Annotated in this window: 27 protein-coding genes, 1 tRNA gene and 1 riboswitch; of the genes, 6 read left to right on the top strand and 22 right to left on the bottom strand. The window is 52.8% G+C overall.

All coding sequences use genetic code 11. The features are described 5' to 3' along the window. The first annotated feature begins 124 nt into the window (after nt 1-124). Both DW089_RS03845 and gltA read left to right on the top strand, forming a co-directional pair. Complete coding sequence (locus tag DW089_RS03845) at nt 125-979, top strand: sulfide/dihydroorotate dehydrogenase-like FAD/NAD-binding protein (protein ID WP_118286813.1); 855 nt, start codon at nt 125-127, stop codon at nt 977-979. Continuing rightward, nucleotides 972-2,369, top strand: coding sequence for an NADPH-dependent glutamate synthase (gltA, locus tag DW089_RS03840; protein ID WP_105326557.1), 1,398 nt, complete (start codon nt 972-974; stop codon nt 2,367-2,369). Before DW089_RS03845 ends, gltA begins: the two co-directional genes overlap by 8 nt. An 85-nt stretch (nt 2,370-2,454) precedes the next feature. On the opposite strand, the gene DW089_RS11715 is transcribed toward gltA, so the two are convergent. The 6 genes from DW089_RS11715 to thiS are packed head-to-tail and all read right to left on the bottom strand — an operon-like array spanning nt 2,455 to nt 5,896. Continuing rightward, complete coding sequence (locus tag DW089_RS11715) at nt 2,455-2,619, bottom strand: thiamine phosphate synthase (RefSeq protein WP_158572320.1); 165 nt, start codon at nt 2,617-2,619, stop codon at nt 2,455-2,457. Continuing rightward, nucleotides 2,601-3,038, bottom strand: coding sequence for a thiamine phosphate synthase (locus tag DW089_RS03830; protein ID WP_118286811.1), 438 nt, complete (start codon nt 3,036-3,038; stop codon nt 2,601-2,603). The genes DW089_RS11715 and DW089_RS03830 overlap by 19 nt, the downstream gene beginning before the upstream one ends. After that, a complete protein-coding gene (gene thiH, locus DW089_RS03825) occupies nt 3,019-4,275 on the bottom strand; it encodes a 2-iminoacetate synthase ThiH (protein ID WP_105326559.1) in 1,257 nt (418 codons plus the stop codon). The genes DW089_RS03830 and thiH overlap by 20 nt, the downstream gene beginning before the upstream one ends. Then, a complete protein-coding gene (locus tag DW089_RS03820; RefSeq protein WP_105326560.1) occupies nt 4,275-5,054 on the bottom strand; it encodes a thiazole synthase in 780 nt (259 codons plus the stop codon). Before DW089_RS03820 ends, thiH begins: the two co-directional genes overlap by 1 nt. Next, nucleotides 5,041-5,703 (bottom strand): sulfur carrier protein ThiS adenylyltransferase ThiF, encoded by a 663-nt coding sequence (gene thiF, locus DW089_RS03815; RefSeq protein WP_105326561.1) that lies wholly within the window; start codon nt 5,701-5,703, stop codon nt 5,041-5,043. The genes DW089_RS03820 and thiF overlap by 14 nt, the downstream gene beginning before the upstream one ends. Nucleotide 5,704: 1 nt before the next feature. After that, on the bottom strand, nt 5,705-5,896 hold the full coding sequence (gene thiS, locus DW089_RS03810; RefSeq protein ID WP_105326562.1) for a sulfur carrier protein ThiS: 192 nt from the start codon (nt 5,894-5,896) through the stop codon (nt 5,705-5,707). 68 nt (nt 5,897-5,964) lie between these two features. Further along, nucleotides 5,965-6,082: riboswitch (TPP riboswitch) on the bottom strand. A 173-nt stretch (nt 6,083-6,255) separates the two neighbouring features. On the opposite strand from thiS, the gene DW089_RS03805 reads away from it, so the two are divergent. From DW089_RS03805 to DW089_RS03795, 3 genes are all read left to right on the top strand, one after another. Then, nucleotides 6,256-6,331, top strand: a tRNA-Thr gene (locus DW089_RS03805). Nucleotides 6,332-6,516: 185 nt separating this feature from the next. Further along, on the top strand, nt 6,517-6,744 hold the full coding sequence (locus DW089_RS03800) for a helix-turn-helix transcriptional regulator (RefSeq protein WP_105326563.1): 228 nt from the start codon (nt 6,517-6,519) through the stop codon (nt 6,742-6,744). A 135-nt stretch (nt 6,745-6,879) separates the two neighbouring features. Further along, nucleotides 6,880-7,134, top strand: a complete 255-nt coding sequence (locus tag DW089_RS03795; protein ID WP_118286810.1) for a hypothetical protein — start codon at nt 6,880-6,882, stop codon at nt 7,132-7,134. Here DW089_RS03795 and murI read toward each other — a convergent pair. The 4 genes from murI to DW089_RS03775 all read right to left on the bottom strand — a co-directional run bounded on the left by murI (nt 7,129) and on the right by DW089_RS03775 (nt 11,930). Next, on the bottom strand, nt 7,129-7,923 hold the full coding sequence (murI, locus tag DW089_RS03790; protein ID WP_105326565.1) for a glutamate racemase: 795 nt from the start codon (nt 7,921-7,923) through the stop codon (nt 7,129-7,131). The genes DW089_RS03795 and murI overlap by 6 nt on opposite strands. Before the next feature lie 221 nt (nt 7,924-8,144). Further along, entirely contained in the window at nt 8,145-8,900 is a 756-nt protein-coding gene (gene aroD, locus DW089_RS03785; RefSeq protein WP_105326566.1) for a type I 3-dehydroquinate dehydratase, read from the bottom strand. A 266-nt stretch (nt 8,901-9,166) separates the two neighbouring features. Next, complete coding sequence (locus DW089_RS03780; RefSeq protein WP_105326567.1) at nt 9,167-10,603, bottom strand: aldehyde dehydrogenase family protein; 1,437 nt, start codon at nt 10,601-10,603, stop codon at nt 9,167-9,169. A gap of 148 nt (nt 10,604-10,751) precedes the next feature. Beyond that, a complete protein-coding gene (locus DW089_RS03775) occupies nt 10,752-11,930 on the bottom strand; it encodes a Gfo/Idh/MocA family protein (RefSeq protein ID WP_118286809.1) in 1,179 nt (392 codons plus the stop codon). 128 nt (nt 11,931-12,058) lie between these two features. On the opposite strand from DW089_RS03775, the gene DW089_RS03770 reads away from it, so the two are divergent. Next, nucleotides 12,059-12,958 carry a LysR family transcriptional regulator gene (locus DW089_RS03770; RefSeq protein ID WP_118286808.1) on the top strand — a complete coding sequence of 300 codons (900 nt, stop codon included), beginning with the start codon at nt 12,059-12,061 and terminating at the stop codon, nt 12,956-12,958. On the opposite strand, the gene DW089_RS03765 is transcribed toward DW089_RS03770, so the two are convergent. The 12 genes from DW089_RS03765 to DW089_RS03710 all read right to left on the bottom strand — a co-directional run. After that, a complete protein-coding gene (locus DW089_RS03765; protein WP_118286807.1) occupies nt 12,959-13,921 on the bottom strand; it encodes an AEC family transporter in 963 nt (320 codons plus the stop codon). Between the two features lie 64 nt (nt 13,922-13,985). After that, entirely contained in the window at nt 13,986-14,951 is a 966-nt protein-coding gene (locus tag DW089_RS03760; protein ID WP_105326571.1) for a hydroxymethylglutaryl-CoA lyase, read from the bottom strand. 24 nt (nt 14,952-14,975) lie between these two features. Beyond that, nucleotides 14,976-15,836, bottom strand: coding sequence for an oxaloacetate decarboxylase (locus DW089_RS03755; RefSeq protein ID WP_105326572.1), 861 nt, complete (start codon nt 15,834-15,836; stop codon nt 14,976-14,978). 102 nt (nt 15,837-15,938) lie between these two features. Further along, nucleotides 15,939-17,774 (bottom strand): thiamine pyrophosphate-binding protein, encoded by a 1,836-nt coding sequence (locus DW089_RS03750; protein WP_118286806.1) that lies wholly within the window; start codon nt 17,772-17,774, stop codon nt 15,939-15,941. Next, nucleotides 17,771-18,733 carry a LysR family transcriptional regulator gene (locus DW089_RS03745; protein ID WP_105326574.1) on the bottom strand — a complete coding sequence of 321 codons (963 nt, stop codon included), beginning with the start codon at nt 18,731-18,733 and terminating at the stop codon, nt 17,771-17,773. Before DW089_RS03745 ends, DW089_RS03750 begins: the two co-directional genes overlap by 4 nt. A gap of 114 nt (nt 18,734-18,847) precedes the next feature. Then, on the bottom strand, nt 18,848-19,927 hold the full coding sequence (locus DW089_RS03740) for a TRAP transporter substrate-binding protein (RefSeq protein WP_118286805.1): 1,080 nt from the start codon (nt 19,925-19,927) through the stop codon (nt 18,848-18,850). Nucleotides 19,928-19,997: 70 nt separating this feature from the next. Next, the gene (locus tag DW089_RS03735) at nt 19,998-21,296 is read right to left on the bottom strand and encodes a TRAP transporter large permease (protein ID WP_118286804.1); all 1,299 of its coding nucleotides are present in this window, start codon (nt 21,294-21,296) and stop codon (nt 19,998-20,000) included. Beyond that, nucleotides 21,296-21,853: a TRAP transporter small permease gene (locus DW089_RS03730; protein ID WP_105326577.1), complete on the bottom strand. Its 558-nt coding sequence runs from the start codon at nt 21,851-21,853 to the stop codon at nt 21,296-21,298. The genes DW089_RS03735 and DW089_RS03730 overlap by 1 nt, the downstream gene beginning before the upstream one ends. A gap of 39 nt (nt 21,854-21,892) precedes the next feature. Next, nucleotides 21,893-22,753: a shikimate dehydrogenase gene (locus tag DW089_RS03725; protein ID WP_118286803.1), complete on the bottom strand. Its 861-nt coding sequence runs from the start codon at nt 22,751-22,753 to the stop codon at nt 21,893-21,895. 36 nt (nt 22,754-22,789) lie between these two features. Further along, the gene (locus DW089_RS03720; protein WP_118286802.1) at nt 22,790-23,584 is read right to left on the bottom strand and encodes a sugar phosphate isomerase/epimerase; all 795 of its coding nucleotides are present in this window, start codon (nt 23,582-23,584) and stop codon (nt 22,790-22,792) included. Nucleotides 23,585-24,154: 570 nt separating this feature from the next. Then, nucleotides 24,155-25,045, bottom strand: coding sequence for an IS3 family transposase (locus tag DW089_RS03715; RefSeq protein ID WP_255419934.1), 891 nt, complete (start codon nt 25,043-25,045; stop codon nt 24,155-24,157). A gap of 23 nt (nt 25,046-25,068) precedes the next feature. After that, on the bottom strand, nt 25,069-25,671 hold a 603-nt coding region (locus DW089_RS03710), incomplete at its 5' end, for a helix-turn-helix domain-containing protein (RefSeq protein ID WP_199614554.1).

Here is a 25,671-nt window from a genome sequence, read left to right as displayed (position 1 = left end):
TGTTTCAATCTTGCTTTTTAATTCAACATGCGGTATTCTTCAAAGAAAGGAAACAGGTTTCCGCCTGTTTCCTTTCTCATACCATACGCCGCGATGCGGCTCTCTAGATTAAGGATGTGAAACCATGCCTCGTAGATTTGAGATTGTAGAAAAGGAAGTACTGAACCCCAACATTACGCGGATTTCCATGTACGCTCCGTTGATTTCTGCCAAAGCCAAGGCTGGTCAGTTTGTAATCCTGCGTTCCAACGTGGATGCAGAACGGATTCCCCTGACCATCTCCTCTGCAGAAAACGGCTGCGTAGACGTGATTTACCAGAAAATCGGCGCCAGCACCATTGACCTGGACCAGCTAAACGTAGGCGACTGCCTGGCTGACCTGGCAGGCCCCCTGGGCAAACCCACCCCCGTGGAAGGCTATGGCCATGTGGCAGTAGTCGGCGGCGGCCTGGGCTGCGCCATTGCCCTGCCGGTAGCCCGTGCCCTGCACGAAGCCGGCAACAAGGTAGAGCTGATCAGCGGCTTCAAAACCAAAGATCTGGTAATCCTGGAAAAGGAAATGAAGGCAGCTTCCACCAACCTCTACATGTGCACGGATGATGGCACCTACGGCTACCACGGCTTTGTCACCAACAAGCTGGAAGAACTGATCAACAGCGGGGAAAAGCTGGACCATGTATTTGCCATTGGACCCCTGCCCATGATGAAGTTTACTTCCCTCTTGACGAAAAAATATAATATCCCCACCACGGTAAGCATGAGCCCCCTGATGATCGACGGCACCGGCATGTGCGGCTGCTGCCGGGTAACGGTGGACGGAAAACTGCGCTTTGCCTGCGTGGATGGCCCGGACTTTGACGGCCACAAGATTGATTATGATGAAGCCATTGCCCGGAACCGTTCCTATACGGAATTTGAATCTAAAGAGCGGGAAGAACATCTTTGCCGCCTGACGGGAGGAAAACGCCAACATGCCTAATCCGAATCTGAACCTGCAAGCTACCAAAACGCCCATGCCGGAACAGCCGGCGGACGTCCGCAAATGCAACTTCCTGGAAGTAGCGCTGGGCTACACGCCGGAACAAGCCATCAATGAAGCCCGCCGCTGCCTGCAATGCAACAATCCTGCCTGCGTAACCGGCTGCCCGGTAGGCATTCCCATTCCCCAATTCCTGGAAAAGACCGCTGAAGGCGACTTTGCCGCTGCCTACGAAATTCTGTCCGGGGCCAATGCCCTGCCGCGGATTTCTGGCCGGGTCTGCCCCCAGGAAAACCAATGCGAAGGCAAATGCGTCCGGGGCATCAAACAGGAATCTGTTTCCATCGGCCGGATTGAACGGTTTGTCTCCGACTGGGCTGCCCACAACAACGCAGAAAACACGGAAACCGCTCCCAAAAACGGCCACAAGGCCGCGGTCATCGGTTCCGGCCCTGCGGGCCTGACCTGCGCTGGGGAACTGGCCAAAAAAGGCTTTGACGTTACCGTTTTTGAAGCTTTCCATGTGCCCGGCGGCGTGCTGAGCTACGGCATTCCTGAATTCCGCCTGCCCAAAGCCATTGTGGCCCAGGAAGTGAATAAATTAAAGAAAATGGGCGTTACCATCGAAACCGATATGGTTATCGGCAAGGTACTGACCATTCCTGAACTGTTTGAACATGGGTTTGAAACCGTCTTCATTTCTTCCGGTGCCGGTCTGCCCCAATTCATGAAGATTCCCGGAGAAGGCCTGGTAGGCGTATATTCCGCCAACGAATACCTGACCCGGACCAACCTGATGAAGACCTATGATCCCCGGAGCAACACCCCCATCCTCCACAGCAAGCGTGCTGCCGTAGTCGGCGGCGGCAACGTGGCCATGGATGCGGCCCGGTGTGCCCGCCGGATGGGTGCGGACGTGCATGTACTGTACCGCCGGGGCGAGGCTGAACTGCCTGCCCGGCTGGAAGAAATCCATCACGCCAAGGAAGAAGGCATCCAGTTTGACTTCCTGACCGCTCCCCTGGTAATCCATGGAGACGACACCGGCCGTGTCTGCGCCGTAACCTGCCAGAAGATGCAGCTGGGCGAACCGGACGCTTCCGGCCGCCGCCGTCCTGTACCCATTGAGGGCAGCGAATACGACCTGCCGGTGGACATGGTAATCATGGCCATTGGTACGTCCCCCAACCCCATGAGCTACGAAGGCACCCCCGACCTGGAGCTGACCAAAAAAGGCTGCGTCCAGGCTGACGAGGAAACCGGTGCTACGTCCGTGCCCGGCCTGTACGCCGGCGGTGACGCTGCCACAGGTGCCGCTACCGTAATCCTGGCTATGGGTGCCGGCAAGAAAGCTGCCGCCCATATGGCCGAATACATGCTGAACAAATAAGGGACTTGCCCCTGAACGCAAGACAAAACCACACACACGCAAACGAGGCTGGAAAAATGAATGTTCATTTTTCCAGCCTCGTTTTTTATTTTTCCGGCAGCTGCGCAAAAGCTCCCATACCCCAGGCTCCGGCAGCCCCGGCAGCAGCAAGCTCCGGGAGCTTTTCCCGGGTAACGCCTCCGATAGCCCAGACGGGCACCGGGGAGCGGCGGCATACCTCCTGGAGCAGCGTCACCCCTCTGGGGGCCAAATTTGGCTTACAGGCGGTGGTATAGATATGACCCAACTCACCCTTGCGGTACCTAGTTTCGCCGCTGTAAGGACGTCTTTCAGGCTATGGCAGGAGGCTCCCAGGGGCGGCAGGGCGGCCCGTTCCTCCGGCCTAAGGCGCTCCAACACCGGAAGCGGCAGGTGCAGGCCCTCGGGGCGCAGTTCCCGGGCCGCTTCCGGGTAAAAATGCAGAATGCAGGGCACCCCGGCCCGGCGGCACAGAGAGAGGACCTGCCGGGCCAGCTGCCGATAAACCTCTGGATTTAAATCCTTTTCCCGAAGCAGCAGGGCCGCAGGCCGCTGGGCCAAAATCCCTTCCACCTGTTCCAGCAGGGGAACCTGGTACAGCTGGCGGTGGGTGACGCAGCCAAAGGGCAGGCTACACGTAAAGGTAGTCATTGCGCACCGGCTGGAGGCCTTCCCGGTCCAGATCCTCCGTCATGGCCCGGAGGCTCCGGCCGTCCTGGATTTCAAACTGTTCGTCCCCTTCGGACCCGCTCTGCTCTCCAGTATACTTTTCCTCGTGGTCCCCGATGCCCGTGGACACCCCAGCGGAGACCTTGGTGGCCGCAATGCGCACAATGCCGTTGCGAAAGGCCGCGGATTCCCGGCTGGAAACGGTAATTCCTGCAAAGGGCAGGAACAGCCGGTAGGCGCAGAGAATCTGGCACAGCTGGCGCTCCCCTACGTCCTGGGGGTTGATGGAGGCGTTGTTGATAATGGGCCGCAGCCGGGGGCAGGACAGGCTCATTTCCGCCCAGGGATACTTCCGCTGGAGGTAATACACGTGAAGGGCTGTGGCCAGGGCGTCCTTGCGGAAATTGGACAGCCCCAAAAGGGCTGAAAAGCCCACCCCCCGCATGCCGCCCCTAAGGGCCCGTTCCTGGGAATCAAACCGGTAGGGCCATACCCGTTTGTGCCCCAAGAGATGCAGGGTTTCGTATTTTTTCAGATCGTAGGTCTCCTGGAATACGGTGACCGAATCCGCCCCGCAGGCATGGAGATACCGATACTCGTCGGTGTTCATGGGGTAGACCTCCAGACCCACGTTCTTGAAGTACTTGGCGGCCAGCTTGCAGGCCTCCCCGATATACTCCACGCTGCTTTTGGCCCGGCTTTCCCCGGTAAGCAGCAGGATTTCCTCCATGCCGCTTTGGGCGATTACCTGCATTTCCTGCTCCATCCGCTCCCCGGTGAGCTGGAGCCGGTGGATGGGATTGTAGCAGTTGAAGCCGCAGTAGATGCAGTAGTTTTCGCAGTAGTTGGCCAGATACAGGGGTGTGAACAGATACACCGTGTTGCCAAAATGCCGGCTGGTAACTGCCCGGGCCTTTTGGGCCAGTTCTTCCAGGAAGGGCTCCGCCGCCGGGCTGAGCAGCGCCTTCAGGTCCTCCACGGTCACCCGCTCATGGCACAGGGCCCGGCGCACGTCCACCGCCGTATAGGCGCTGGGGTCATAGGACTCCATTTGGCTGATAACCTTTTCCCGAACCTCCGACTGGAGCTGCTCCATGCCGGGCAGGTATTCCATCGGGTCCTTCCGGCAGGAAGGGTCGTTTTCCAGTTGGTGTTTCCGTTTCAGGGCAGCCGGGGTTAGATTCTTGCCGTCCACCAAAAATTGATTTTCTTCTTCCATCAGGCATCCTCCCGCAAAAAGCCAGTCAAGGGATCGCTGGAGGCGGCGCCCCGGCTGAGCACCCGTCCCAGGCCGGACAGATACGCTTTCCTACCGGCTTCCACCGCGCTGCGGAAGGCCTGGGCCATGAGAGGTAAATCCCCGGCAGTGGCCAGGGCGGTATTTACCATTACCGCAGCGGCCCCCATTTCCAGGGCTTCACAGGCCTGGGAAGGCCGGCCAATGCCCGCGTCCACAATGATGGGCAGGTCAATTTCGTCCAGGAGGATCTGGATAAAGTCCCGGGCGGACAGGCCCCGGTTGGAGCCAATGGGCGCAGCCAGAGGCATAACAGCCGCAGCCCCGGCACTGACAAGGTCCCGGGCCGCATTCAGGTCCGGGAACATATAGGGCAGCACCACAAAGCCGTCCTGGGCCAGAAGTTCCGTGGCCTTGATGGTTTCCTGGTTGTCCGGCAGCAGGTACCGGCTGTCCCGCATGATTTCAATTTTCACGAAGTTCCCGCAGCCCAGTTCCCGGGCCAGTTTGGCAATGCGCACCGCCTCCTGGGCATTCCGGGCGCCGGAGGTATTGGGCAGCAGGGTTACGTCTTGGGGAATGTACTGAAGGATATTGTCCTGTCCAGTGGTATTGGTCCGGCGGACCGCCAGGGTAATCATTTCGGCACCGGCGTCCTGAATGGCCGTTTGAATTAACGGCAGGGAATATTTCCCCGAGCCCAGAATAAAGCGGGAATGGAAGATTTTGCCTCCCAGCTGCCAAGTATCATTTGCGTTCATAGTATTCATCCTTTCCAATTTTTTCTGTTTCTCCAGCTAGCAGCTGAAGCACCGTAAGGGCCTCCTGGGCCGCACACAAATTGACCCGGGCCCCGTAGAGCCCGTCTCCGTCCCGGATATCCGCCGTCCTGTCCCCGCACAGGTAAAAATGAGGGGACAGTTTGCGCACCCGGACCCGGTTGCCGGAGGAAAAGCCGGCCATACCGGAGGCGGCCACCAGCACCGCCTGGGGAAAGCACTCCCGGACCGTATTGCACAAAAGTGCCTTTTCCCGGGGCCCGTCAAAGGCTTCTACAATCAAGTCATAGCCGGCCAGCTCCTGGGGGATATTTTCCGCCGTCAGCCGCAGGATCCGGGGCACCAACTCTGCGTAGGGGGTAATCCGCCGCAGGCTCGCCACCAGGGCCTCCGCCTTGTACTGGCCCAGCTGGTCCATAAAATACAGCTGCCGGTTGAGATTGGTGGCTTCCACCCGGTCGTCGTCCACCAGCCGTAGGTGTCCTACCCCAGCCCGGACCAAAAGCTCCGCTACCCGGGAGCCTAGGCCCCCCAGCCCGCAAATGGCCACCCGGCCCTGGCGGAATTTGGCCTGACGCGCCGCTCCGTGGCGGCTTTCCAGGGCGTCAAACCATTCTTTTTGGCTGAGCATCTCAGCCCCCGCCTACAAACGACACGATCTCCAGCACGTCTTCCGGCTGGAGCAGCACCGAGGCATACTGGCTTTTGGGCACAATGTCCCCGTTTCGTTCCACGGCTACGTTGCCCAGGTCGATCTGCCGCTCCCGAAGGTACGCCAGCAGGGTCCGGCCCTCAGCCTTTTCTTCTTTTCCATTGATTCGCATTTCCAAGGCCTCCTTGTTTTGGGACAACAAAAAAGAGAAGCCACCTGAATCCGGGTAACTTCTCTTGCCGTTTTGCTCGTTTGCATCCCTACGTTGGCATTATCCAAATCAGGTTCACGGGTCGAAGGGCCTACCTTCCTCTCAGCCTGTCCGGCATTTCTGCCTGCAAGCTCCCCTGCCCTGCGGTTTTCACCGCCGGCTTCTCTATTCTGTTTGCTTTTGATTATACCGCTATTTTCTGGAAATTGCAAAAAACAGGTTAACTTTATACGCTCCCAAAATCTTCCGTTTGCCGCCCGAAAAATACAGATCAGGCCTTGAAAAAAAGCGGAAAACATGGTAAAATACTCTCCATGAATGCTACTGTAGCTCAGTTGGTAGAGCATCTCATTCGTAATGAGAGGGTCGTAGGTTCGAATCCTATCAGTAGCTCCATTTTTTTACCCTTTTTTGGACCTGCCGGGTTTCCGGTCTCCCCAGGGAGACGGAGACCTGTTTTTTTATGCCCCAAAACGGCTCTTTTCTGGGAGGATTTCGCCCCACCCTTCCTGCTATACTGAAAGTATGGAAAAACGCAGGATTGCCCCCTGCCCTGGCAGGAGGCAGCAAAGGAGGAGCCTATGGATATTACAGAGATCATCAAGGAAAAATTGGCAGACCGCAGCCTGCACCAGCGGGACCTGGCGGAACGGACGGGCATCCGGAAGGACTCCCTGTCCCTGTACGTGAACCGGAAGCGGGAGCCCAATCTGGAAACCCTGCTGCGGATTTTGGAGGGGCTGCATTGCAGCCTGGAGGTCCGGGATGAGGAAACCGGGGAAACCTACCAGGTGGCCGCCGGGGATTAATTTCCCCAAACACTTACCTGGGAGGATTTCACCCCACCCTCCCTGCTATACTGAAAGTAAGGGAAGCTGTAGGGCCTGGCTAAAGCCGGATTGGGGAATCCGGGGCGCCGGGCCCACCAGAAAGGATGGATGCCTATGGAAGATTGGGAAGAAGATAAATACCTCAAGAAAAAACGCCTGTCGGTGCGCATGGAGGAGGAGCCCCTCCGGCGGTTTGGGGAGCTCTGCCGGCAGCAGGGCACTACCCCCAGCCACGTGATCCGGGATTTCATCTTCCGGTTTATTGCCCGGAACTCAAAAACCCCCAGGCAGGGGAACGCTTCTGGGGAAAGCAAAAAAACAGGATGTGTGACCACCAGGGTCATACATCCTGTTTTTGCTTTATCATAATTGAATCAGCTTGAAGACGCAGCCGTTTGTGTCCATGACCCGCTGGGCCAGCCGCTGGCCCCGTTCCACATCGGCGGTAAAGCAGATTTCCGTTTCCCCGATGCCTTCCGTCTGGGCCAGTCCCCGGGCCGCCAGGTCCTCGATGGCATCCTGGGTGGTCCGCTCTGCCGGGTCCAGAATGGTCACCTGGGATCCCAGGGCCTTTTGCAGCTCTTCCCGGACGAAGGGATAATGGGTGCAGGCCAGGAGCACCGTATCCACGTCATGGGCCTTCAGGTCGTCGGCATATTCCTGTACGGCGCTGGCCAGTTCCGGAGTGCCAAATTTCTCCCCTTCAATCAGGGGCACAAATTTAGGGCAGCCCTGCCCAAACACCTGGATTTCCGGGTCCATGGCCTGGATTTCCCGTTTATGGGCCCCGGTGGACACCGTAAAGTCCGTGGCCACAAAGCCCACCCGTTTGTTCTTGGTTACGCCTTTCACCATCCGGGCGCCTTTGGCCATACCGATAACGGAAAAGTCATACCCGTTTTGGATCACGTCCTTACCCAGCACCGTAATGGTGTTGCAGGCCACCACCAGCTGCTTGATGTGCCGTTTGTCCAGGTAGGCGGTCATATCCCCTACAAATTCAATGATCTGTTCCCGGGACCGGTTGCCATAGGGCGTCCGTGCCGTATCCCCGATAAAGATAAAATCCTCGTGGGGCATTTTTGCCCGGAGCCATTTCAGCACCGTCAAGCCCCCTACTCCTGAATCGATTACGCCAATGGGTTGTTTCTTATCCATCTGTATGCCCCCTCTTTAGACTGCCGCGCCGGCAGGTTCGTTCACCTTCTATTATACCGCAAAGCAATCCTGTATTTACAAAAAATTCAGCAGCGGTCCAAAAGACCGCTGCCAGTTGTTGCAAAGCTGGGTGCTGAAGAAAAAATAAACGGACAAATTTCTCCGTTTTCCCCTTTAGCCCATAAAAAAACAGGTGCAGTTCTCACCACACCTGTACGCTTTTAGGCCAGGCTCTTTAAGAATATGGACAGGCCGTTGGCTGGCAGCTGTCCCGGTGCCGAAGCTTTGCCGGCAGTGCCGAAGGTAATGCAGGAACCGAAGGCTTCGCCGCAGATCCTGCTGATGACGCCCTTGTGCCCCATGGACATGGTAATCACCGGCGTTTCATCGTGTTCTTCCTTCATGGTCAGGGTGGCATCCAACAGGGTCAGCACATCCCGTTCCGACTGGGGCATCACGGCGAATTTGGCAATGTCACAGCCCAGGTCCTGCATCTTGCACAGGTTCCGGACGATGATGTCCTTGTCCGGGGTACTCTTGAAATTGTGCCGGGAGCCAACCACCTTGACGCCGGCTTCGTGGGCCGCCTCTACAATGGTCTTCATGGCTTTTTCGCCCCGGGACAGTTCCACGTCCACCAGATCAATCAGGCCGCTGTCAATAACCGCCAGGAGCAGATCCACATAGTCCTGGGTATCGATTTCCATCATGCCGCCTTCTACGTCCGTGCGGACGGTGAAGAGCAGCGGCAGGTTCCACAACTGGTCCCGGAACAGGGTCATGGGTTTAATCCGAACTTCCGGATCCGTTACATTGTTGAAGAAATCTGCTCTCCATTCAATCAGGTCACAGGGGGAATTCATGATTAGATTCACGGATTTCCGCACCCCTGCGTAATCGCTGTCCGAAATGGGGATGGCAATCTTGGGCATTCCTTCGCCGATACGTACATTCTTTACCTTTACTACTTCGCTCATTTGGCTTACCTCTTTCCATGCTACTATCCTACTGGTTTGCTATAAGTGACTAAAAGTATACCACCCAAAGTTACTGCTGTCAAACATTCTTGCCACAAATTTTAAATTTTTGTAAACAATTGCACCATTTATTACAGGTTAACTTTTCCTGTAAAGAAAGAAGGATGCGCGGCCATTAGAGGGGAAAAGCCGCACATCCTTCTTATCTATAAGAGGATTCAATATGAGTAATTCGCAAATGGTGCCAAGAAAATGGTCAAGCTGGATTATTCTTCGTCCATGCCCGGTTTGAAGAAGTCACCGAACAGTTCTTCGTTGGAAGGCATATCGTATTCCAGAGGACGGGATACCCAAGTGGTGTTCATGTAATGTTTCAGGGAGATGTTCTCGGAAACAATGTTGCCGCCCCAGGTGCCGCAGCCCATGGAAGAGGTCGGAGGCATGCCGTTCCAAGCGGAACCAGAGTTGCCTCTGTTGTTAGGTTGACGAACCATGATACGGGAAACAGGAGCTGCTTTGCCCAGACGATCGATATGGTCATCATCGAAGGAGTAGATGCCGCAGGAGTGGCCTTTGCCGCCTACTTCGAAGATAGCTCTCATCATATCCAGAGCGTTTTCGAATTCGCCTTTGTATTTGAACAGGGTCAGCAGGGTGGTCAGTTTTTCGCTGGAGAAGAAGAATTGTTTGCCGATATGTTCGATGCCGCCGCCAGTTACAGCGATGAATTTACGGTCAGCAGGGATGGTGAAGCCAGCAGCTTCAGCCAGGGCTTGCGGGCTAACGGCAACGGTGTCAGGCAGACGGTGGCCGGTTTCATCCCACATAACCTTTTTAATCTTTTCAGCTTCTTCTTCGTTGGCCAGGTAAGCGCCTTCTTCAACCAGGGCTTTTACGAAGCCATCGTAAACTTCTTCAGAAATAACCAGGTTGCCGTCGCAGGAGCAGCCAGAACCAAAGTCGGAAGTCTTGGAAATCCGGGTGTTGGCAGCAGCTTCTTTTTGACGTTCCGGAGTGTTGCAGGTGTTATCAATGATAACGGTAGCGTTGCCGGCGCCAGAACCATAGGCAGGAACGCCCTGGCTGTAAGCAGCCTTAACCATGGGCCGTCCGCCGGTAGCGATGATCAGGTCAGCCCGTTTCATCAGTTCGGAAGACAGGGCAATGCTGGGTTTTTCAACGCCTTGGATGATGTCGGCAGGAGCGCCTTCACGAACCAGGGTGTCACGGATCAGGTTGATGGTCTTGTTGGTGATGTTCTTAGCTCTGGGATGCGGAGAGAAGACAACAGTGTCTCTGCATTTGATAGCAAACAGAATCTGGCCAGCAGGAGTCAGGCAGGGGTTGGTGGTCGGAACCAGGGAAACGATTACGCCAACGGGTTTTGCATATTTCACAATGCCTTTTTCAGGAATGGTTTCTACTACACCGATGCTGGGGTTGCGCAGGCAATCTCTCAGGATCAATTTGATTTTGTTTCTCTTGTTTCTCTTGGAGACTTTGTCGCCCAGACGGGTTTCGTCAACGGCTTCGTCGCAGATCTTGCCCCAAACCTTCAGGTCGCATACAGCGGCTGCTACAGCTTGGCACAGTCTATCAATACGTTTTTGATCATAGGTTTCCAGAATTTTTTGTGCTGCATGAGCACGAGCAATTTTCTCTTCACAGACAGCAATTTCTTCGGGAGTTACTTCTCTTGCCATTATTATCTCTCCTTTGCATTCTTCACACGGAATCTTCTAACTATTCCGTTTCGTTGACTTCATTATACTTTGAATTGACTGATTAATCTAATACAAGATTTATTGCTTTATGATAGAGTCTTTCTATAGTTTTATTTATAGATACAATCTATAAATCCACTCTTTTCCCTGATTCTGCCGATAGATACGCAGCATAGATTACTTTCATAGTTTCACGGGCTACGGCAAAATCTTCCGACGTATCCCAATTATAGGCTACGGCTTTCAGGAATCGGGTCAGCTCATCGGCGTAGCCCCGGATCACTTCATCGCTGACAAAGGCCTTGTTCCAGCCAATGGCCTGGGGCAGCATTTCGCTGATGTACACGTCCTGCATCCCATCCTGGTCCAGGAAATACGTATTCATCAGATCCGTTGGCGTCAGGTTGCAGACGAGGGCCGCATCGTTGGCGTAAACCTCAATATAGTTCTTGGTGCCCCCCAGCACCGTATCGCTAGCAATGGTCAGGCATTTGGTGCCATCGGAGAAGGTCACCGTTACAGCGGCGTAATCCTCCACGTCCAGGGGATTGGCCCGGATGTGCCGGTGCTCATAGGCATTCAGGCAGCGGGTGGTTTGGCCCACATCGGCAGAAACGCTTTGGACCGTAATGGTTTCGCCCCGGGCGGCCGCTTCCTGCTGCTTCAGCCACAGCATGCCGCTTAAAGGATGGGTACCGGTACGGATCAGGGTGCCGCCGCCCACCTTGCTCCACTGGCTGGACAAGACGGAGCTGGAGCCGCTCAGGCTTTCCTCCCCTTTCATAAAGAGGATCTTGGACTTTTTGGCCCGGACCACCTCTGCGGCCTTCCGGACAGCCGGAGCATAGAGGAAGTTTTCGGCATACATGAACTTCCGGTCCGACTGCCGGAGCACCTGCCCCAGTTTCTCCATATCGGCCAGCACCTGCTCATACATGACCTGTTTGGGGGTATCCCCCACCCGTTCTTCCCCAGGCTTGCCAAAATACCCGGTCAGGGGCTTTTCGCAGATGACGTGCTTGCCGGCCTGAATGGCCTGAATGGCCATGGGAATGTGCAGCAGAGGCGACGTTACAATATCCACCACAGTGATTTCCGGATCCTCCAGCATTTTTTCGTAGGAAGTTTCCACCTGTTCGTAGCCAAATTCTGCCTGGACCTTTAGGGCCAGCTCCGGCACAGTATCACAGATGGTCTTTAGCCGGAAGGGTACGCCCCCGGACTTTTTATATCCATTGCCGTGAAGCCGGGCAGCATACCCCGCTCCTACGGTGCCAATGACCACAGGCTGCAATTCTTTTTCCATACTTCCATCTCCCTTTGGGGCCGGCAAGCGGCCCGATTGATAGAAAACACTGTTATTTTTCCATAGAAAGCTTCTATAATTTTTTCCTTTCCCATGATACAATGAAGAAGTATCACAGGAGGTATCCCATGACATTACTGCAATTGCTTTACTTTGACACCCTGGCCCGGGTACTTCACTATACCCGCGCAGCCCAAGAGCTCCATATTTCCCAGCCCAGCCTTTCCTACGCCATCAATGAACTGGAAAAGGAACTGGACGTTCAGCTTTTTGTCCGGGAAAAGCGTCATATTACCCTGACCCCCTACGGCCAGCGCTTCCTGCCCTATGTGCAGAAGGCCCTCCAGTCCCTGGACCAGGGAAAAACCACCCTAAAAGAAATGAAGGGGGAAGCGGAATACGTGGTCCGTTTGGGCTACTTCCATTCCATTTCCTCCTCCCTGATTCCTTCCATGATGGAGTCCTTTTACCAGGACCTGTCCCACCGGCAGACGCATTTTCAATTTTCAGAAGGTACATCCTACCAGATCTATTCCCAGGTCAAGGAAGGGAAACTGGATCTGGGCTTCTCCACCCACCGGGGGCCGGGGGTGGATTCCCAGCTGATTTTAAAACAGCCCCTGTACCTGGTGGTTCCCTTAGAACATCCCCTGGCCAAACGGTCCTACGTAACCTTTGAGGATTTTGCCAAGGAGCCCATCATCAGCCTGGATAAGGGCAGCAACCTGCGGGACCAGCTGGACCGGGCCTACAGCCGGCACCAGATTGTTCCCAAGATTGTCTTTGAGGTTCAGGAGTGCAACGCAGCCCTTCAGTACATCGACCTGAAATTCGGCCTGGGCATCCTGCCGGAAATTCCTGGCATCAAAACCGCCCGGGTGGTTGCCCTGCCCATTGCGGAGCAGGACACGGACTTTATCCGGAACGTATACCTGGTGTGGAACAATACCCGTCCCCTTACCCCGGCTACCACCCTGGCCCGGGACTTTATCCTGGAAAACTACGGTTTCCAGGGCGGTACCGAATGATTATAGCTGCCCGCCGTAACTGATGTACAGGTAGAACAGCGGAAACGCCACCAGCACGTAAACCACTGTCGTCTCCAGAAATGAAGCCACCGACAGGTCCACGTCCAGCCCAAACAGCTGGGCGGTGATTACCGAGTTGATGGCGGTGGGAGTAGCCGCTGCAATGAGGATGGTACCCAGCAGCCGCTGGTCATGAATAAAGGGCCGGGCAATCAGGTACACCACCAGGGGCACAATAAGAAAACGCAGGGGCAGGATGCTCAGCACCTTCTTGTAGTACCTGGAGGCCTTGCTGAAATCAATGGTGTAGCCCACCGGGGTAAAGGCGATCCAAGCCTGGATGTGCACCAGATAGTGGAAGAAATTGGCCACCACCGGCGGCCGTTCCACCCCTGCCAGCTGCAGGCCCAGACCAATGAGCATCCCCAGTACCCCCAGCTGCTTTTTCGTAAAGAACATATCTTTGATGCTGATCTCCCAATGGAGTCCCGCTGCGGACTCCAATTTTTTTGCGTAATAATACTGGGCCAAAGGGAAGGCCAGAATCACCATCAGCACATTCTGGGGCACGGCAAACAGCTGCACATAGGCAAAGCTGATTTCCCCGTAGGCAATGAAAGCGCAGATACCCCCCAGGGTTCCAATATTGGACAGCATGGCGGAGACAGCAAAAGACCCCTTTTCCAAGGGGTCAGAAAGTGACCGCCCAAAAACAAACACGGCAAGCCCTACGGAGAGTAGGGCCATCACCACGCTTAAAATAGGCAGCAAAATGAAAGAACGGGAAATGGGCAGGATCCAGAAGCTCATCAGGTTCATCACCGTGATCAGCGCCACTACGTTAAACAGCATCAGAGCATTGCACGCTTTCTGAGACATCCACCCTTTCTTCCGCAGGATATACCCTGTGGCCAGGGGGCAGAAAATATCAAAAATAACGGTTAGGATCTGTACACTGTTCATGGCATGGCCTCCGCATCGCCCATTCCCGTTCTCTTAGGAACAGAAACAGCTTTTTATTTTCTTCTTATTTTTTATCAGTTAAGGTATGATTCTTAGCTTGTTTTTTAGGAATATCCAGAATCAGGTCGCTGGCTTTTCCGGCACGCAGCAAATAGCTGTCGGTTTCATGGCCCACCATTTTCACCACGTCCCGGCTGATAGCCATAACCTTATCCAGGTCAATGCCGGTATCCACTTTCATTTCATCCAGCATATGCACTACATCTTCAGTGGCTACGTTGCCGGCAGCACCGGGAACGAAGGGGCAGCCCCCTACACCGGCAAAGCTGGAATCAAACTGGTCAAAGCCTGCTTCCATAGCAGCCAGGATGTTGCTCATACCCAGGCCCCGGGTGTTATGGAAGTGCATCCACCAGGAAACCTCCGGATAGGATTTCTTCATTTCCGTACCCATATCGTACACCTGGGAAGGGAAGGCCATGCCGGAAGCATCGGACAGGCTGATTTCCGTAATGCCCACACCCATGTAAGCTTCTACGATTTCTTTCACGGTAGAAACGGGGATTTCCTTATCCCAGGGAGAACCAAAGGCCATGGAAATGGAACCGGAAATGCCGATGCCGGCTTCCTTGGCCCGTTCTACGCAGGCGGCAAAGCGGGCAACGCTTTCAGCCGGAGTGCAGTTCAGATTGGCCAGGTTGTGGGCCACAGAAGCGGAAACATTCAATTTCACCTTTTTGCAGCCGCAGGCAATGGCCCGTTCCACGCCTCTCAGGTTGGCAATGAGGGCCCGGTATTCCACTCCTTCTTTTTGCTTGAAGTTCTGGAACACTTCGTCGGTATTGGCTACCTGGGGTACGGCCTTGGGGCTGACAAAGCTGCCCACTTCAATCACCGGGAATCCGGCGTCCGTCAATTTTTGCAGCAAATCCAGCTTCTGCTCGGTGGTGAGCAGGGTCTTTTCATTTTGCAGGCCATCCCGCAGACCTACTTCACAGATACGTACTTTTTTGACTACGTTTAATCCCATAATGCTATTCGTCCTCCTGGTGGTCTATTCCTTCAAATATTTGGCGCCCAATTCCCGCAGTTCATCTACGTGCACCAGTTTGATGTAGGTATTGAAGTCGATCATGTCGCCATCATAGCCAGCATCGCTGCCATGCTGTTTGATATATTCCAGTACCCGCAGTTCAGCTGCCACCTGAGCAAACAGGACGCTGAAGGGGAAGGTAATGATCTTGTAGCCCAGTTTCTTGCCGCAGTCTTCACTGCTGAAGCCCTTGAAGAAATCCTGGTTGGGGAAGAAGCCCAGATGGATGGGACCATGGACCTTTTCCGGCAGGGCAATCAGTTCTTCCCGGGATTTCGGCAGAATCTTGACCATGTCAGCGCCGGCGTCCAGATAGGCGTTGGCCCGTTCTACAGCTTCTTCGTAGGGAGCATCGGTTCTGGCAATGATCAGCAGATCCGGGTCTTTCCGGGTTTCTACCGCAGCCTCAATCTTGCCCACCATTTCGTTGGTGCTGATCAGCTGGGTATCGCTGATAAAGGGGCAGTTGGGCGGCTGCTGCTGGTCTTCAATAAAGAAGCCGGCAACCCCGGTCTTTTCATATTCCTTGACGGTACGTACTACGTTCAGGGCATTGCCGTAGCCGCCTTCTGCATCGCAGATAATGGGGATATTGACGGCATCAGCCATTTTGCTCAAGATATCCACGGATTCATTCAGTGCCAGCAGGCCGCTGTCCGGCTGAGCCAGGACGACGCCGTGCATGCCGTAGCCGGTGGTGCCGCACACATCAAAGCCGGCCACTTCAATGGCCCGGGCGCTTAAAGCATCGTAGGCGCAGGGGGCTACCAGATAATCTTTTTCCTTCAACAGACGACGCAGTTTCGTGGTCATTTTTTCCATAGGAAACCCTTCTTTCTGTACAGTTGATGGTTCTTTACTTCTCTCCATTCACAAATACCCTGTTCTAGTTGAAAACGGAACAGGGTATTTGCCTTTATCATATTATTTTGCTTTGTGGGACTTTGCGTGGTTGGGAGCTACAAACTCACCGTTTTCGTCTTTCACCAGTTTGCCGTCTTCAACCAGCTTGTTGGGGCTATAGATATCATTGATGTTCCAGCAGCCAGGAGTAGGAACTACAATGTTTTCCATAGGAGCTTCTACCAGGAAGGGTCTGCCTTCAGCGTTGGCTTTCATGGCAGCTTCCATGGCCGGTTTGAATTCTTCAGCGCTGTGTACGCAGATAGATTCCACGCCATAGGCTTTGGCTACGCCAGCCCAGCTGGGGCTGTAGCTTTCGCCGTCCGGAGTCTTGAATACCGTACCAAACTTGGTGCCGTAGTTGGCATTTTCCAGACCAGCAATGGTACCGAAAGCAGAGTTGTTCATTACTACCCAGGTTACAGGGATATCTTGTTCCACAGCGGTAGCCAGGCAGGTGGGGTTCACGCCGAAGCCGCCGTCACCGGTCAGGGTGATGCAGACCTTGTCAGGAGCACCCAGTTTGCCGCCCAGTACAGCGGAAGCACCAAAGCCCATGGTAGCCAGACCGGAGGAGTGATGGATGCTGCCGGGAACGGTAATATCATATTGCTGTGCTACACCATTCTTGTTCCAGCCCACATCGGTGAAGATATGTGCATCTTCGGGAACAACGGCCTTTACGTCCTTCAGGATCCGCTGCGGGGTCATGGGGAAACGGCTATCGTTGGAAATGGCTTCGTTGCTCTTCTTGAATTCTGCCTTGGCTTCAGCAATGGCTTTCCGCAGTTCGGGATGGCTCTTGCCTTCGGGGCAGATTTTCTTTACTTCGTCAATGATCTGCTGCAGGCCCAGTTTCAGGTCGCCTACGGCGCCAATGGCTACAGGATAGTTACGGCCGATTTCGGTAGGATCGATATCGATTTGCAGGAATTCGGTCTTTTCCGGATCAAAGGTTACGCCCTTGTACCAGCTGGAGCTGTCAGCTTCGGCAAAGCGGGTGCCCAGGCCCAGGATAACGTCAGCCTGGGTGGTCAGGGAATGGGTGAATTCCATGCCCCAGAAACCAGTCTGGCCAATCATCAGAGGATGGTTGTCGCTGATGCAGCCTTGGCCCATCAGGGTACGGGAAACGGGGATATCCAGCAATTCGGCCAGTTCAGCCAGCTCATCGGAAGCTTGGGCCAAAAGGATACCGCCGCCGGCATGCATTACAGGATGTTCTGCTTTTACCAGTTTTTCAGCAATGGCTTTGGCAGCAGCCGGATCCAGGGCCGGTTTCATGGTCACGTGGCTGTCTTTGTAGGTCCGATCCCACAGGTAATCTTCTACTTTTTCGGAGAAGATGTTCATGGGAACGTCAATCAGTACAGGGCCAGGACGGCCGGATTCTGCCAGACGGAAGGCCTTGTCCATAATGTCAGCCATGGATTCAGGATCGTCCACCCGCCAAGCTCTCTTGACTACCGGTTCCAGAATCTTGTACTGGCTGCCATCTTCGTGCATATTGACTTCCTGATGGGGATGTTTGCCGAAGTAGTAGCTGGGCACATCGCCGGCGATAACAACCATAGGAATGGAGTCAAAAGCAGCGTTGGCCACGCCGGTCAGGACGTTGGTCAGCCCAGGTCCAAGGTGGCACATGCAGACGGAAGCCTTATGGGTTACCCGGGCGTAGCCGTCAGCTGCGGTGGAAGCCACCGATTCGTGCCGGTTGGAAATGTATTTTACTTTCTTGCTGCGGGACAGGGCATCCAGCATGGCGATAACCGTATGGCCGCACAGACCGAATACGTATTTCACATCCCGTCTTTCCAAATAGTCAACCATCAAATCTGCAATCAATTTCTTGGTCATAATGTAGGGTCCTCCCGATTGTTCATCTGGTCTGCATCAGCGGTAAAGCTGATGCCGTGACGAACGAAATATTGGTTTAATACGTCGCCGCTGCGCATGATATAGTTCTTGAAAAACTCCGCTGCCGGGGGAATGTACCGGTCCTTGTTCCATTGCAGGTACAGGGGACGGTCCGTCATGGCCTCGTCGGCAATGGGAATCACCTTGGTGCCGTAGGGCGCTCCGCTTAAAGGATAGGGAACCACGGCAATGCCGTGCCCCGCTGCCACCAGGCCGTAGATGATTACGTCGTTGGGAGTTTCTGTGACAATATTCACGTGCAGGTGTTTCTGCTCAAAAATTTCCTTCATTCTGCTGCTGATCTGCCCGGAGGAGTCAAAGGAAATGAAGTTCTCTCCTTGGAAGTCTTCCAGCTTCAGGCTGGACCGCTGGGCAAACCGATGCTGTTCGGATACCAACGCCACCAGGGGATGGGAGCCGATATAGTACGACCCGACCCGGGGCGAATTCACCTTGGTACATAGGATCAGATCCATGGATCCATCCAATAGATGCTTTTGTAGATTGAACCAGCCTTCCGAGGAATACTGGAATTGTACGCCCAGGCGGTTGGTTTCACTGTGGTAGCGGATCATCAGATCCGTGGTAAAAGCTTCGATAGAATAGAAACCGCCAATGATGATGGTCCCGGAGTTGGGATCGATGTATTCTTTGAGAGCGTTTTCCCCTGCTTCCAGGGTATTCAAAGATTTCTGGGCGTAGGGCAGGAACAGCTTGCCATACTTGTTGAGTTTTACATTCCGTCCCTGCCGTTCAAACAGTTCCGCGCCCAGTTCCCGTTCCATGCTTTTGATGGCATGGCTCAGGTTGGATTGGCTAATCTTTAGTTTTTCTGCAGCCCTGGTGTAGTGTTCCAGTTCTGCGATTGTTACGAAATAGTACAACCATTGCAGCTGCATAAGCGTTTCCCCCTCTTCCTTCCACATTGCTTCATAGTACGTCTGGTTCTATTGTACCCGAAATAGAAGAGGGAAGGAAACGAGTATTCATTCTTACTGACTTACAAACCCAACTTATTTGCTGGCAGCATCCAGTTCTTTCATCAGCGTAGTGCCCAGGCTGCCGATTTGGTCGTCGATTTTCTTGTACAGGGCTTTTACGCCTTCGTTGTTCAGAACCTGATCGAAGAAGGACTTATCATAGGTAATCTCGGTCATGCCTCTCTTCTTCAGGATGTCCTTGTTGTCCTTGTCAACCTTTTCCAGGATCGGACGCAGTTCATCCATGGCTTGTTTAACAGCTTGGTTCAGGGCTTTCTGGTAGGCAGGATCCAGGCTGTCATAGGCTTTCTTGTTGATGGCCATTTGGTTGGCGTACAGGATATGGTTGGTATCAGCCAAGTACTTTTGTACTTCGTTGAAGTTGGAGTTTACGATGGTATCGCTGGCGTTTTCTTCAGCATCTACGGTACCGCTCTGCAGAGCAAAGTACAGTTCAGAGAAAGCCAAAGGAGTGGGGTTAGCACCCAGGGCGGACCAGAAGTCCATGTGGTTCTTGTTGCTCATGGTACGAATCTTCAGGCCTTTGTAGTCGTCCACAGTCTTCAGATCCCGGTTGGCCGTGGTCAGACGGAAGGTACCATTTTGCAGGATGCCCAGGTAATGCAGGCCGGCCTTATCATAGGCAGCGGACAGTTTCTTGTTGAATTCCCCATTGCCGTTCAGGACCTTGTCAATGGCATCGCCTTTATATTTAGCAAAGGACATGGGCAGGTCGAATACAGCGGTTTCCGGAATTACAGCGGTCAAAGGAGCCATCTGGCAAACCACGATTTGAATATCGTTGGATTTCAGCTGCCGGATCAGATCTTCGTCGTCGCCCAGTTCCCCATTGGGATGGTAGTCGATTTTCAGCTTGCCGCCGGTGATATCAGCTACGTTCTTGGCAACTGCTTCGCCGAATTTTTGGCCGATGGCGTCTTTAGCAGACGTATCGGCACCAATCAGTTCCACTTCCTTCAAATTGGCAAAGTCACCCTTGCCGGCGGATTTGGTGTCTTTCTTGGCGTCGTCACCGCCGCCGCAGGCGGTCAGGGAAGCTACCATCAAACCGGCCAATACTGCACTTGCGAGCTTTCTCATGGATTTTTTCATACGAATACCTCCTTAAGATGATGAATCTATAGGTTCGGGCAGAAGCAGGTCCTGCCCGAAAACACCAGGTTTATTTCAGCAGTCCCGGCAGATAGGTGGACAGCCAGGGGATATACACAATCATGAACAGGGCAATGGTGAAGGAAACAATGAAAGGGAAAGCCTTCTTGGCTACATCCATTGGCTGTTTCTCCGCTATGTTCCCGGCTACGAACAAGTCCAACCCAAAGGGAGGCGTTGCCAGGCCGATGGACAGGCAGCATACCAGTACTACGCCCAGGTGAACCGGATCTACACCCAGTTTTACGCAGGCAGGCAGCAGGATGGGAGCCAGGATGATGATGGCCGGGCCGGTATCCATAACCATACCCAGCAGGAAGAAGATGATGGTCAGTACGGTCAGTACGGAGAAGGCGGAAGTGAAGTTGCCCAGGATGAAGCTTTCCACCACTTTGGTGGCGCGGGTCAGGGACAGTACGCGGCCGAAGGCGGTAGCAAAGGCCAGTACGAAGGCCAGGCCGCCGTAGGTCTTAACGGATTCACACAGCATGGGCAGCAATTCGCTGAACTTCATGGATTTGTAGATGAACAGGGAAACCAGGATGGCGTAGAATACGGATACGGTAGCAGCCTCGGTAGGAGTGGTGAAGCCGGTGTAGATACCGCCCAGTACGATTACAGGGCACAGCAGAGCCCAGAAGCTGTCTTTGAACAGGTTAACCAGACCCCGGGAAGACAATTCGCTCATTCTTTCTTTGATCTTGTCTTTGTCTTCGCCTTTTTTCACACAGTAGTACACAGCATAAACCATCAGGGCAACACCAATCAGGATGCCGGGGAATACACCGCCCAGGAACAGGTCACCAGTGGATACGCCCGTTGCCAGGGAGTACAGTACGAAAGGAATGGAAGGCGGGATGATTACGCCCAAGCCGCCGGCAACAGCAATCAGGCCAGCGCTCCAGGTTTTGTCATAGCCCAGGTCCGTCAGGAACGGTACGCACATAGCGCCTACAGCGGCGGTGGTAGCAGGACCGGAACCGGAGATGGCACCGTAGAACAGGCAGGTCAGGATTACTGCGCAGGGCAGGCCGCCGGTAAACCGGCCGGCAAAGTAAGCGAAGAAGTTGAACAGTTTCCGGGAAATACCGCCCTTAGCCATGATAACGCCGCCCAGGATGAACAGGGGAACAGCCAGGATAGGGGTGGAGTTGGCGCCGGAGAAGGTGTTGTTCAGCAGCTGTACAATAGAGCCGCCTTTATGCATCAATTCAATAGGGGCAACGGAGCCCAGGATCATGCTGACCCCGATAGGAATGGAAACTGCAATCCCAATCAGGAATACCGCAAATACAAGTACTGCAGCCATTACTTCACATCTCCTTCCTGTGCCAGTTCAGTTTCTTTCTTGGCGTCTGCCATGGTTTGTTCAATGGTGGTCAGTTCTCTGTCACCGAAGTGCTGAATATGACGGACGATGACTTGGATACCGCGCACACCACCCAGGAAGAAGCCGATAATCATGAAGAAATATACAAAAGACATAGGCCATTGCATTGCCGGAGAAATTTCATGACTTCTGGCGATGTTGTCATACACTTCGATGGAATAGTAGCCCAGGTAGAACATGCAGGCCATGGTAACAACGTCTACTACAATGTTGACCACTTTCTTTACCTTGTCCGGCAGCATATCTTTCAAAACGCCCACCCGCAGCATATTCTCATTGAGGATGGTATAGGGCAGGGAGATGAATACGCTCCAGATCCACATGAACCGGCAAAATTCCTCGGCCCAGGTCAGGGAACTCATCCCCGGAATCTTTCTAACGATAACCTGCAGCATGCTGACGCAGGCAATGAGAACCAGCATGACGACCATGAATGATTCTTCCAAATGTTTATTCAGCCAATCAAGCAATTTCATTCTAATAAGCCTCCTTTGGTTGGTGTAGGAGCAGAAGCATCATTTCTGATTCTGTTCTGCCAGGATGGTCAAGAGTTCGTTGCGCATTACGTCAACAGGAGCCTTTTTGCCGGTCCACAGTTCAATTTGGGCCGTACCCTGGTACAGGGACATCATCAGGCCATTCATGATCTGGCAGCCAGCTTCTTCGGCGTTCAGCAGGAACTGGGTCTTGTCCGGGTTGTAGCAGGCATCGAAGAAGATTTGGCCTTTGTTGATGTATTCCTTGGGCATGGGGGTTTCACCAATGCTGTGACCCATACCAACGCCGCTGGCGTTCAGGATAATATCGCAGGCTGCAAGTTTGGAGAAATCACCATGGGGAACGAATTCGGCGATGGTGGAGAAGTTCTTGTTGATGTCATCTACCAGGGACCGGGCGCAGTCTTCAAACAGGTCGGTGATGTAAATCTTCCGGGCGCCGTGGTAAGCCAGGATGGAGCACATAGCCCGGCCGGCACCGCCGCCGCCGAAACAGAAGAATACGTTTTGGTCAACCTTTACGCCGGCTTCCATGATGGCAGTGTAGAAACCAACGCCGTCGGTGTTGTGGCCGATAAGTTTGGTGCCTTCCTTCACAACCGTGTTGCAGGAGCCCATCTTCTGGCACAGGGGATCCAGTTCATCCAGATACTCCAGCACCTTGATCTTGTTGGGTTTCGTTACGGCAAACCCAGCAAAGGGCATATAGCGCAGGGCATTGACGATTTCACCCAGGTGTTCGTTGCCGGTCACCGTGTAGAAATACACCATGTTCATGCCGGCTGCTTCATACGCTTTGTTCTGCATTCTGGCGGCAAAGGATTGTGCCAAAGGATCGCCTAACAGCGTAATGAATTTCGTGTTGATATCAACGTTCATTTCATTCCCTTCTTTCTTTAGCCTCAAAAGTAATTTTTAAAATAATTTTTTCAGGTTTTCCAGGCAGTTTTTCGCATGGCCCAGAGCACCGTATTTCTCAATGTATTCCTTGTTGGGAAGCTCAATGGAGCAGGGCAGCTCCGCCGGGAAAGCTTCCAGGTACTGGGCAATGGGAGCAGCTCCCAGGCCCGGGTACTCTCTCTTTTCCCGCATGATGACGACTTTTTCGTAGGACAGGTAATCCTTGGGGCAGTCGCACATATGAATCAAACCAAATCGGGAAGGATCCGTATTCTTGATCAGTTCCGGGGTTTCGTTATCCCAGTACACATACAGGATATCCATCAGCAGCTTCAGGTTGGGGGCCTTGATGGCATCCTGTACGGCGATGACATCTTTCAGGCTCCGCAGGCCGGAAATTGCCGGAAATTCCAAATCCATCTGCAGGCCGAATTCCTTGGCCTGTTCACAGTAGCTGCCCAGCGTATCGATGGCGAAGTTTCTGTCTTCCGTCCAAACGCTGCACAGTACCTGGGTGGCGCCCAGCTGTGCGGCCTTTTCAAAAGCGCCCCGGTAATCCTTGGGCAAATCTTCCTTCACGCGTACCAGTTCAATATCCAGAGGCTTCAGGTTGTAAGCCTTTAAGGTTTCCTGGATTTTCTTGAACAGGGCAGGATCCTTTTCCAATTCATTGGCCGGTTCACCGGGCTGATGCATGGGGATGGTCCGCAGGCTGACAAAGTCATAGCCTGCTTCGGCAGCAATCTGAATCTGGTCCACAGCCTCCACGCCAGGAATGGTCAAATACGCGAGAGAAACCTTCCGTTTCATTACATTACCTCCTAGAAAGTCTATTTATAATAGTCTGAAAATTCTCTCTATCAAAATCCTCTTGTTCTCCACTTCTCCTTATGCAATTTTTGTGTTGCCGCTTTCCCCTGCGGCACTCCGAATGATGAAACAGATTATTGTCTGGAAATTATGAATTTAATGAATCCATCTAATTCTCTGTCCCTTACAAGAACATTATATCGATGAGTTCTACAAATTACCAATATTAATACTTCATCATTTAATCTATTTTATTCATGAATCGTCTGAGACGTTCGGATTTTTCTTGGCCAAATCCCGGTTTTTCTGTTCCGAAATTGTGAAATCTCCTTACATTGTCACCGTTTAAGACCTTTTTATATGCAACTTTTTGAACTTCCTGCAAACAATTTCTTACATCAAATTATCTCTTTTATGCATGATTTAACATGTATGAATGAAACGTATAGCCAAATCAAAAAAGGGGCTGCGAAAAAATGAAACTTCCTCCGAGGCCCTTCGGTCCCCACCTCCTTCACGCTTGGTGTGCTCCCCGTCAAGTAGACAGTTCCTAATAATTAATATAAACCTCTACGCCGCCATTTGGTAGCTATTATGTTTTTGCATAGGGGTCAAACGGCCCAAATTCCGCTGCAAACGGCCACTGTTGTAATACTCCATGTAGTTATTAATCATCGTTACCAAAGCTTTACGGCTGTCGAAGTCACGAGTATAGTACCGTTCTCTTTTCAGCATGCCCCAGAAGCCTTCCATCGGGCCATTATCAATGCATTTTCCTATCCGTGACATACTCTGCGTCATACCAGCATCTAGAATCATCTTGCGGAAATCCCTGCAGGTGTATTGGAATCCCCGGTCAGAGTGAAACAGGGGATGCGCGCCAGGGTTTTTCAACAATGCCTTATTGAAGGTATTGAATACCAAATTTTTATCGTTCCGGTTGCTTATCACATAGGAAACAATTCGTCTGTCATACAGGTCAATAATCGCGCTCAGATATACCTTATGCACAACTACCCCCTCATAGTAGTGAAATTCTGAGACGTCAGTACACCATTTCTGGTTAGGGGCATCGGCTTTAAATTCCCTATTCAAGATATTTTCTGCAATGTATGCAGGATCTATTGCACGCTGGGTGCAGCCCTTAGGGGCATATTTAATCGTAGACTTTATATTTATCACTCGACAAAGATGAAGAACGCGACCGTCACCAATTGCTATTGGTTTCGTGTCAGGATAGATCTTCTTATTTGGGGCTCGTAAGTCATCAGCTATTCGTCTGTACCCTTTAGCTGGGTCAGCCTTGTATATCTCTTCTATTCTTTTAGCAATTTCCTTGTCGTCAATTTCGCGTGCTGAAGGCTCTCTATGAAGCCATTTGTAGTAGCCGGCCCGGGACACTTTTCCCAATTTGCACAGGCCAAGAATAGGGTAATTCTTTTCAGCGTGCAGTTCTTTAATGGCTTCATAAATGGCTCCATATCTTATTTGTGTGAATCCCGCCTCCTTTCCACAATATCGAGTTTTTTTAGGAAATCAATCTCCATATCCTTGGCTTTGAGTTTTGCATTAGCCAGTTTGAGTTCAGCTTTCATACACTCATATTCTGTAGGGGCTTCTTCAGGGACTTCTACTGGCTTCCTGTGTCCGCGCCCATCTATGAGTCCTTCGGTATTGTACTTATTATATTTTAAGACGTAATTTCTGACTTGCTGGTAGGAAACCTTAAACTTTTCAGCGGTTTCATGGTAAGCATTCCCGTTTTCAATGCAGTATTTTACGATTTCAACGCGCTCGTCAAAGGTCGTTTGTCTAGCTTTAGTCATGATCTTGGCACCTCCAGTACCCGAACTTTTTAGTTCCTCATGACTATTATACTTCTTTAACCAGTCTCTGATTTGACGAGAACTTTTTAATCCGTATTTTTGTACCAGCTGGGACATAGTCGTTTCGCCCTTAAGATATTCCTCTACGCATTGGATCTTAAGATCAGCAGAATAACTTTTAACCTGTCTTTTGTTAAATACCTCAGGACCATTTCCTATATATTCATCTACCCAATACTGTACTGCTTTCCAGTGAACCCC

The organism is Acidaminococcus sp. AM05-11, from assembly GCF_003472805.1.
Lineage (GTDB): Bacteria > Bacillota > Negativicutes > Acidaminococcales > Acidaminococcaceae > Acidaminococcus > Acidaminococcus hominis.
This window is presented reverse-complemented; position numbering and strand designations above follow the sequence as displayed.